Here is an 8,827-nt window from a genome sequence, read left to right on the forward strand (position 1 = left end):
GCTAAATGCATGTGTTTCGCTTTTAAGATATAATAATTTTTATGAGCTTGGGAAGGAAATAGGTTGTCTTTTTTGTTTTAATAAGGAGGGTTGGTTAAAAATAAGGATAACGTTTTAAAGATGGGACAAAATTACCTGAACAAAATGTTTATTTTAAAAAGGAGGTTATGTATTTGTCTTTGCTACACTTAGCCATTATCGCACCATTCATATTGGCGATATTCGTGCCTTCTCTACATAAGGCTTTACCAAAGATTCACACTGGCTGGTTTCTCCTGCCATTACCTATTGTACTATTTTCTTACTTCTTATCCTTCTTGCCTCAAATTATTAGAGGCGAAACAACAATGGAGACTCTTAATTGGATTCCGTCCTTAGGAATTAATTTTAGTGCCCGAGTAGATGGACTCGGTCTATTATTCTCCTTGTTGATTACTGGGATTGGGGCACTCGTCGTCCTATACTCGATTTACTATTTGTCGAAAGAAAAGGAGAAACTCAATCAATTCTATGTCTACCTTCTATTGTTCATGGGGGCCATGCTTGGTGTTGTTCTTTCCGATAACATGGTGGTCCTATATGGATTTTGGGAATTAACGAGTTTTTCTTCATTCCTATTGATTGGATATTGGAATCACAGAGAGCGTTCTCGCTACGGTGCCCAAAAATCGATGTTAATCACGGTTTTTGGTGGGCTATCCATGCTCGGAGGGATGATTCTCTTATATTTAATGACAGGTACATTTAGTATCTCTGAAACCATTGCAATGGCGGCTACTATTTATGGACACGAACTATTTATTCCTGCTTTGATTTGTATCCTTCTGGGTGCTTTTACAAAGTCAGCTCAGTTTCCATTTCATATCTGGTTACCAGACGCAATGGAAGCACCAACTCCTGTCAGTGCCTATCTCCACTCTGCGACTATGGTTAAAGCAGGAATTTATCTCGTTGCAAGATTAACACCTGTTTTTGCTTTATCAGGGCTTTGGGTATGGTTAGTCGCAGGTTTCGGAATTCTGACTTTATTCTGGGGCTCCTTCTCCGCGGTTAAGCATAATGATCTAAAAGGAATTCTTGCTTACTCAACGATTAGCCAACTTGGTTTAATCATGTCCCTACTAGGTCTAGGAGCTGCAGCCATTCATTATCCAGCCGTTGAAGCAGGTTTTTATACGGTGGCTGTTTCCGCTGCGGTATTTCACTTGATAAATCATGCTACCTTTAAAGGAAGCTTATTCATGATGGTTGGGATTGTTGACCATGAAACGGGTACTCGTGACATCCGCAAACTTGGTGGCTTAATGTCCATCATGCCGATTACCTTTACGATTGCCGTTATTGGTTCTTTTTCAATGGCCGGTTTACCACCTTTTAATGGATTCCTAAGTAAGGAAATGTTCTTTACAGGGATGATCCGTGCTCAAGAAATTGGATTCTTTAACATGGAAACCTTAGGGTTGATTTTCCCAATTGTTGCGTGGGTTGCAAGTGTATTTACTTTCTTATATAGCATGATTATTGTATTTAAAACGTTTACAGGTAAATATCAACCTGAGAAGCTTGAAGTTAAGCCTCATGAAGCACCACTTGGAATGCTGATTTCACCAATTATTCTTGTATCCTTAGTGGTCGTGATTGGTTTGTTCCCAAATATTGTTGCGCCATTGATTAATTCAGTGATGGCCTCAATCTTGCCTTCGCTTGTCGCGGAAGGAATGAAATTTGATGTCCATATTTATCACTGGCATGGCTTCACACCGGAATTATTTATGACCATTGGGGTTATCGTTGTAGGAATTCTGCTGTATAAATTCATGCCTAGATGGACGGGAATCTACAATCGTATGCCTGAGAAATTCTCATTAAATTCTGCTTATGATAATGGATTAGCTGGGATTCAAAAAGGTGCCAATCGATTTACAAATGCTTACATGACGAATTCGATTCGAACCTATCTATTGTACATTTTCACGTTTCTCATATTAAGCCTAGGAACAACCTTAATTGTAAAAAACGCGTTTGTCCTAGATACGGCTAATGTTGCGAACATCCATGCTTTCGAATTGGTGCTTGTTATCATTATCGCAATCGGTTCCGTTTCGATTCTCTTTGTTAAATCTCGAATGACTTCCATTATTCTACTTGGTTCAGTTGGCTACGCGGTTTCCCTATTCTATGCCATCTTTAGGGCACCAGACCTAGCCTTAACACAACTTGTCATCGAAACTGTATCTGTCGCTTTGTTCTTACTTGCTTTTTATCACTTACCGAAAGTAAACAAAAATGAAGAACATATGCGCTTTAAAATGGGAAATGCGGTTATTTCAATTGGGGTTGGGGTTGTTGTTTCCTTAATCGCTTTATCCGCGCATAGTAGTAAAGCATTTGATTCCATTTCTCAATATTATATTGAAAATACGTACAAAAAAGCCGGCGGAGAAAATATGGTAAACGTTATTCTTGTAGACTTCCGTGGCTTTGATACCTTATTTGAAATTGCCGTGCTAGCAATTGCAGCCCTTGGAATCTTTAGCTTAATTAAATTACGGTTAACAAGGGGGAAAGAACAAGGATGAAGACCAATAACGTGATCTTAGAAACTGCAACAAAAGTGATCCTATTCATCATCCTTCTGTTTTCAGTTTATATGTTTTTCGCGGGTCACTATGAACCTGGTGGAGGATTCATTGGGGGATTAATGGCCTCTGGTGCGATTGTTTTGCTACTAATTGCTTATGACCTTAAAACCGTTAGAAAGATCCTACCGTTTGATTTTAAAAAAGTCACGGCTCTCGGATTATTATTTGCGGCTGGAACTGCCGCGGGTGGACTGTTTTTTGACAAGCCCCTTTTAACACATTGGTTTACCTATGTGTATCCTCCTATTTTAGGAAAAATGTCGCTACACACTGCTGTTATCTTTGATACAGGTGTTTTTCTAGTCGTCGTTGGGGTTACGATGACCATTATTCAAACAATAGGGGAGAGTGAATAATGGAAATTTTAATGTCGTTGCTTATCGGAGTTATTTTTATGTCAGCAACTTATCTTATGCTTTCCAAGAGCTTACTCAGAATTATTGTTGGTACAGGCTTGTTAAGTCACGGGGTGCACCTACTCTTGCTTACCATGGGTGGATTAAAGCGTGGAGCGGCCCCGCTACTCGGACAACAAGCAGAAGCGTATACAGATCCGCTTCCGCAAGCGCTGATCTTAACGGCAATCGTTATTAGTTTTGGGATTACCGCCCTATTTTTAGTGGTTGCTTACCGTTCTTATCAAGAACTTGGGACTGACAATATGGAACTCATGAGAGGAAAGGAAGGAAATGAATAGTTTAATTACATTACCGTTACTGATACCATTATTTACAGCGATTATTCTCGTCTTTTTCAATAAAAATGTAACCGTTCAGCGCTGGATCGCAACGATTGGATCCCTTCTAACCTTGGCTGCTGCGGTTTGGCTTTCTGCAACTGTTTACACTCAAGGAATTCAAACAATGGATTTAAGTAACTGGCAAGCCCCGTTTGGGATTACACTTGTATCAGACATGCTGTCATCCATTTTAGTTGTAACCACCAGTTTAATTGGCTTTGTTTGCCTCCTTTATTCCTTTCGTTCAATCGGAGTTGAGAGAGAAAAACATTATTATTATCCCGTCTTTTTCTTTCTCATTTTAGGGGTAAATGGTGCATTTACAACTGGGGATATTTTTAACATGTTCGTCTTTTTTGAAGTAATGTTGATGGCATCTTATGTACTTTTAGTGCTTGGTGGAACAAAAATTCAACTTAGAGAAACAATCAAGTATCTATTGGTTAATGTTATTTCATCTGGGTTATTTGTCATTGCCGTTGCCTATCTATATTCGGTTGTTGGAACACTGAACATGGCGCATATCTCTGTAAGACTGAATGAACTAGGACAATCCGGAATTGTCACGGTTATTGCTGTGCTATTTTTAATTGTATTTGGCATTAAGGGAGCAATCTTCCCACTTTACTTTTGGCTCCCAGGAGCTTACTATGCACCACCTGCTCCGATAATGGCTTTATTTGGAGCCTTATTAACTAAAGTTGGAGTTTATTCTATTACAAGGACGTATACTCTGTTCTTTACTCAAGATATTGGTTATACACACGGGCTTCTTGAGATCCTCTCCATCATTACGATTATCATCGGAGTGATTGGAGCAATCGCCTATTTTGATGTGAAAAAAATCATCATCTACAACATTATCGTTGCAGTCGGTGTCATTCTATTTGGTGTCGCAACGTTCACAACTGAGTCCTTAACTGGATCTGTCTTTTACTTGATTCATGATATGATCATTAAGGCTGCACTGTTCTTACTTATTGGAATCATGATTAAGATTACTGGGACAAGCAATTTAAGAGAAATGGGCGGTCTTATTAACCGTTACCCTGGCCTTGCATGGACCTATTTTGTTGCTGCTCTCGCTTTAGCAGGTATCCCTCCACTTAGCGGATTCTTAGGGAAAATCTTAATTGTCCGCGCAGGTATTGATGCAGGGAACTATTGGGGATCAGGGGTCGTATTACTTTCGAGTTTACTCGTCCTATTCTCAGTAATGAAAATCTTCATGAATGGTTTTTGGGGAAAAGCACGTGAATACAAACAACAGGAAAAAGTACCTGTTCGATGGTTACTTACCGCTCCTGTAATCCTAACAATCTGTGCGGTTCTATATGGGCTTGGTTCAGAAGCTCTATACCCTATCATATCAACTGCTGCCGAGACACTAAGCAATCCAGAAATCTATATTAAAGCAGTTTTAAAGGAGTAGTGGGCTATGGCATTTCAGATGTTACTTAACTTTTTTCTAGCATTTACATGGATGTTCCTAAAAACGACTTTTACTCCTGCATCATTTTTAGTTGGTTACTTTTGGGGACTTGTGATTCTCTTTATTTTTAGAAGCTATTTTTCAGAACGATTTTATCTTCACCGCGTAATTGCGATCATTAAATTATTCTTCTTGTTTTTGAAGGAATTAGTTCTTTCAAATTTAAGTGTACTGAAACTCGTGATAAGTCCGAAGCTTAGTATTAAACCTGGGATTTTCGCTCTTCCAGTTGAGGTTGAAAAAGATTGGGAAATTATGTTACTAGCGAACTTAATCACTTTAACTCCAGGTACGTTGACAGTTGAGGTTTCAGGTGATAACAAGACACTCTATATTCATGCGGTTAACATTGACGATGTTAAAGATTCAATTAATGGTATTAAAGATACATTTGAAAAAGCAATTATGGAGGTGAGTCGGTAATGTTTGATGTCATGCTCTATATAGCATTGTTATTCATCTCCTTTGCTATGGTTGGCCTCGTTTACCGCGTTATTAAAGGACCCTCCGTACCGGATAGAGTCATTGCTCTTGATGGATTAGGAATTAATCTCGTCGCCACGATTGCGATTTTGTCTATTATTTTACGAACAAGCGCTTTTTTAGACATCATCCTCCTTATCGGGATTCTTGCCTTTATCGGGACGGTCGCTTTCGCGAAATATCTCGAGAAGGGAGAGATTATTGAGTGACAGAAACGTACGAAATTATCATCGGAGTAATGGTTCTTTTAGGAGCAATCATTAGTTTAATTGCTACCATTGGAGCTCTACGGTTTCCTGACTTTTATACAAGGAACCATGCCATTTCCAAGAGTACAACTTTAGGGGTATCGATTGTGCTCCTTAGTGCTTTATTGTATTTTATCTTTTTTGAGGCACATTTTAATTCACGACTCGTCCTTGCTATTCTATTTATTCTAATGACTGCTCCTGTAAGTGGGCATTTAATTGGACGTGCGGCTTACAACTCTGGAGTGAAGTTAGCAGATCGGTCGGTTGTTGATGATTTAAAGCGCGATCGCCAAAAACTTCAAAAGAGAAAAAAAACACAATAACAACACGCGTTATTGTTAAAGCTTTAGAACCATAAAGTATTGGGAAATGAATCATACAAAAAGACCGCTAATTTGATTTAGCGGTCTTTTTGCTGCATTAAGAATGATAAAAATTAAACTTATTGATTTAATTCAATAACGGCAATGGTACACCTAGAGATACTAATCAGTTTACCTTCTTCATCTGTAATTTTTATATCCCAAACCATTGTTTTTCTACCTTGGTGCAACACAGTCCCTGTTGCCGTTACGACACCTTCCCGCTTCGAGCGTACATGATTTGCATTGATTTCTAAGCCGACTACTGCTTGGGTTTGTTTATCCACTAACTCATATGCTCCCATACTGGCAACTGTTTCAGCTAGAGCAACCGATGCTCCTCCATGTAACAGCCCAAACGGCTGTCTCGTCCGACCATCAACAGGCATCGTAGCAACAATTTTTCCTTTTTGTACGTCGATAATTTCAATTCCAAGTGTTTCTAATAAAGTTTGTTGTTCCATTCTTCCGTTTTTCCCCCTGTTCTATGTAAAAATTTCTTACTCTTACTAATTTAATTAGTTCGCTGTTCTCCATACAAATCCTTTAAATAAAATGACTTTATTAAAGCTGCAATTAAACGAATATAAAAATTTTTTTAGACAAAAAACAAAAAAAACAGCTCCTTTTGAACAGAAGCTGTTTAACTCTTCACATTACCAATAAGGATAAGGTTCATATCCAAATCCATAAGGTGGAAAAGTCTAGGATAATATGGCACGAATGAAGGACCGTAAAACGGGCGGGGTCTAACTAATGCTCCTCCTACTAGTCCCCCTAATACGCCACCAAGAAATGGCCCAAAAAAGAAAGGCGCCGTGTCCATATGGCGTTCTCATTTGATGCATCTGGCTTACCTCTTTCTCTTTGCAATCTCCCTCTCTATTTCATATGCAAATAGCCTATTTGAGTGGGCGGACAACTAGAGAAGAAAGGAAAACCAATTATAAAACTAACGCTGCAATCCAACCAAATACAATCAATGGAAGATTATAGTGTAAAAATGTAGGTACACATGTATCCCAAATATGATTATGTTGTCCATCTACATTAAGACCAGCAGTAGGACCGAGCGTACTATCAGAAGCTGGTGAACCTGCATCTCCTAATGCTGCGGCTGTCCCAACAATCGCAATTGTTGCCATAGGGCTAAAGCCAAGTTCCATACATAAAGGTACAAAGATCGTCGCAATGACTGGGATTGTTGAGAACGAAGAACCAATTCCCATCGTAACGAGCAAACCAACAATTAACATCAACAAAGCAGCTAATGATTTATTATCTCCAATTACAGCTGCCGCCCCTTCGACAAGACCAGCTACATCTCCTGTTTCTTTTAATACATCGGCAAATCCGAAAGCTGATAGCATGACAAAACCTATAAATGCCATCATTTTCATCCCTTCCGTTAGAAGCGAATCAGCTTCATTCCAAGCAATGCTACCACTAAGATAAATCACTATTATCCCAGCCAATGCACCAACGATCATTGAATCTGTAAGCAACTGAATCCCAAGAGCCGCAATAATTGCGATCACTGAAAAAATAATGCTACGTTTTGTATAGCCTACCTTTTTCACTTCCATATTTGAGCTTTGTTGGTATGTTCGTGGTTTCCGGTAACTGATAAAAATCGCAATGAGTAATCCAACAAGCATTCCTGAAACAGGGATAAGCATTGCCACTGGAATGTCACTAGCGCTAATTACTAGTCCACTATCCTCAATGTTCGTTTGGAGAATACCTTGGAAAATTTTCCCGAAACCAGCAGGTAGTAAAACATACGGTGCCACTAACCCGAATGTTAATACCGAAGCAATTAACCTCCGATCCAGCTTTAATTCATTGAAAATGATGAGTAATGGTGGAATCAGAATAGGAATAAAAGCAATATGGATTGGAATTAAATTTTGCGAGAATATGGCCATTAATAAAATTAAAGAAAGAATTAATGCCTTAGAGAAGCGCTTTGTTTTTTTATCTTCACTACCTCCAACTACACCCAACATCCAATCAACTAATGCATTGGGTAACCCCGCTTGAGAAATTGCTACGGCAAATCCGCCTAATAGAGCATAACTTAAGGCCACCTCTGCACTTCCGCCTAACCCATTAGCAAATACCTCTATGGTTTTTTCTATTCCTAAGCCACCTGTCAATCCTCCTACTAGTGAACCAATGATCAGTGAAAGGACAACATTCACTCGAAAAAGGCTTAGTAAAAGCATAACAAGTACCGCTACGATAACTGCATTCATAATAATCTCCCTCTTAAAGTGCTAATTAGCAAATTATTTATTTTATCTATCAAGAATACTTTAGTCTGGTAAATTGGTAGAGAACTAAAATACAAATACTAAATTAGCATAGCACTCGTAATAGTGTCAATCATTATTTTATGGAAAAGCTTCAAGTAAAATCCTTAGTCCCTCAGAAAAAGGGAAAATCAAATCGAGTGAAATAGACAACATATAAGTGTTAAGGAAAAACCTACCTATTGAGGGAGTAAGAAAACGAAAGAAATATCGTTTAAAGGCTAGGCTACATTGAAATAATTTAAGGCTGTTTTTGTAAAGTTTGATGTTGAGATCCTAAAAGCGATTTTAACGCGAATTAAGCCTTTCTCTGCGTTTATTACTTAGTTTGTAAGCTCTTTTCTCATCTTGTAACCGAACTTAGGGATAGAACCATAGCTAAATCATTCTATGTTTCCTATAAAAGCAACAATCTTTGAGAAAACAATCATGATCTCTCGCTCTCACCCCAGGAATGAAAATAAGTTTCCTTCCCCATAATGTAGAGACTACAAACAGTGAGTATATTACGTGGCTCTTAATGGTGGGTTAGACCCTGTTGAG

Annotated in this window: 10 protein-coding genes; 7 read left to right on the forward strand and 3 right to left on the reverse strand. The window is 38.6% G+C overall.

The features are described 5' to 3' along the window. Nucleotides 1-173: 173 nt before the first annotated feature. From M3182_RS22540 to mnhG, 7 genes are read left to right on the forward strand one after another with little or no spacing between them, the layout of a single operon-like run. On the forward strand, nt 174-2,579 hold the full coding sequence (locus tag M3182_RS22540; protein ID WP_251560251.1) for a Na+/H+ antiporter subunit A: 2,406 nt from the start codon (nt 174-176) through the stop codon (nt 2,577-2,579). Beyond that, nucleotides 2,576-2,998: a Na(+)/H(+) antiporter subunit B gene (locus tag M3182_RS22545; RefSeq protein ID WP_251432194.1), complete on the forward strand. Its 423-nt coding sequence runs from the start codon at nt 2,576-2,578 to the stop codon at nt 2,996-2,998. Before M3182_RS22540 ends, M3182_RS22545 begins: the two co-directional genes overlap by 4 nt. Beyond that, entirely contained in the window at nt 2,998-3,339 is a 342-nt protein-coding gene (locus M3182_RS22550; protein ID WP_251432195.1) for a Na(+)/H(+) antiporter subunit C, read from the forward strand. The genes M3182_RS22545 and M3182_RS22550 overlap by 1 nt, the downstream gene beginning before the upstream one ends. Further along, nucleotides 3,332-4,813 carry a Na+/H+ antiporter subunit D gene (locus M3182_RS22555; protein WP_251432198.1) on the forward strand — a complete coding sequence of 494 codons (1,482 nt, stop codon included), beginning with the start codon at nt 3,332-3,334 and terminating at the stop codon, nt 4,811-4,813. Before M3182_RS22550 ends, M3182_RS22555 begins: the two co-directional genes overlap by 8 nt. 6 nt (nt 4,814-4,819) lie before the next feature. After that, nucleotides 4,820-5,296 carry a Na+/H+ antiporter subunit E gene (locus tag M3182_RS22560; RefSeq protein ID WP_251432200.1) on the forward strand — a complete coding sequence of 159 codons (477 nt, stop codon included), beginning with the start codon at nt 4,820-4,822 and terminating at the stop codon, nt 5,294-5,296. Continuing rightward, nucleotides 5,296-5,565, forward strand: a complete 270-nt coding sequence (locus tag M3182_RS22565) for a Na(+)/H(+) antiporter subunit F1 (RefSeq protein ID WP_251432202.1) — start codon at nt 5,296-5,298, stop codon at nt 5,563-5,565. Before M3182_RS22560 ends, M3182_RS22565 begins: the two co-directional genes overlap by 1 nt. Beyond that, nucleotides 5,562-5,930, forward strand: a complete 369-nt coding sequence (gene mnhG / locus M3182_RS22570; RefSeq protein WP_251432204.1) for a monovalent cation/H(+) antiporter subunit G — start codon at nt 5,562-5,564, stop codon at nt 5,928-5,930. Before M3182_RS22565 ends, mnhG begins: the two co-directional genes overlap by 4 nt. 119 nt (nt 5,931-6,049) lie before the next feature. Here mnhG and M3182_RS22575 read toward each other — a convergent pair whose 3' ends face one another. The 3 genes from M3182_RS22575 to M3182_RS22580 all read right to left on the reverse strand — a co-directional run bounded on the left by M3182_RS22575 (nt 6,050) and on the right by M3182_RS22580 (nt 8,227). Further along, nucleotides 6,050-6,433, reverse strand: coding sequence for a hotdog fold thioesterase (locus M3182_RS22575; RefSeq protein ID WP_251432205.1), 384 nt, complete (start codon nt 6,431-6,433; stop codon nt 6,050-6,052). A 179-nt stretch (nt 6,434-6,612) separates the two neighbouring features. Further along, entirely contained in the window at nt 6,613-6,795 is a 183-nt protein-coding gene (locus tag M3182_RS26620) for a hypothetical protein (protein WP_490715557.1), read from the reverse strand. A gap of 118 nt (nt 6,796-6,913) precedes the next feature. Next, a complete protein-coding gene (locus M3182_RS22580; protein ID WP_251560253.1) occupies nt 6,914-8,227 on the reverse strand; it encodes a Na+/H+ antiporter family protein in 1,314 nt (437 codons plus the stop codon). Nucleotides 8,228-8,827: the final 600 nt, after the last annotated feature.

It is taken from the genome of Mesobacillus maritimus (assembly GCF_023715205.1).
Taxonomy (GTDB): domain Bacteria; phylum Bacillota; class Bacilli; order Bacillales; family Cytobacillaceae; genus Mesobacillus_B; species Mesobacillus_B maritimus_C.

Coding starts and splice junctions, on each gene's coding strand:
- M3182_RS22565 (WP_251432202.1), top strand. CDS start 5,296: ATGTTTGATGTCATGCTCTATATAGCATTGTTATTCATCTCCTTTGCT.
- M3182_RS22550 (WP_251432195.1), top strand. CDS start 2,998: ATGGAAATTTTAATGTCGTTGCTTATCGGAGTTATTTTTATGTCAGCA.
- M3182_RS22545 (WP_251432194.1), top strand. CDS start 2,576: ATGAAGACCAATAACGTGATCTTAGAAACTGCAACAAAAGTGATCCTA.
- M3182_RS26620 (WP_490715557.1), bottom strand. CDS start 6,795: ATGGACACGGCGCCTTTCTTTTTTGGGCCATTTCTTGGTGGCGTATTA.
- M3182_RS22555 (WP_251432198.1), top strand. CDS start 3,332: ATGAATAGTTTAATTACATTACCGTTACTGATACCATTATTTACAGCG.
- M3182_RS22580 (WP_251560253.1), bottom strand. CDS start 8,227: ATGAATGCAGTTATCGTAGCGGTACTTGTTATGCTTTTACTAAGCCTT.
- M3182_RS22560 (WP_251432200.1), top strand. CDS start 4,820: ATGGCATTTCAGATGTTACTTAACTTTTTTCTAGCATTTACATGGATG.
- M3182_RS22575 (WP_251432205.1), bottom strand. CDS start 6,433: ATGGAACAACAAACTTTATTAGAAACACTTGGAATTGAAATTATCGAC.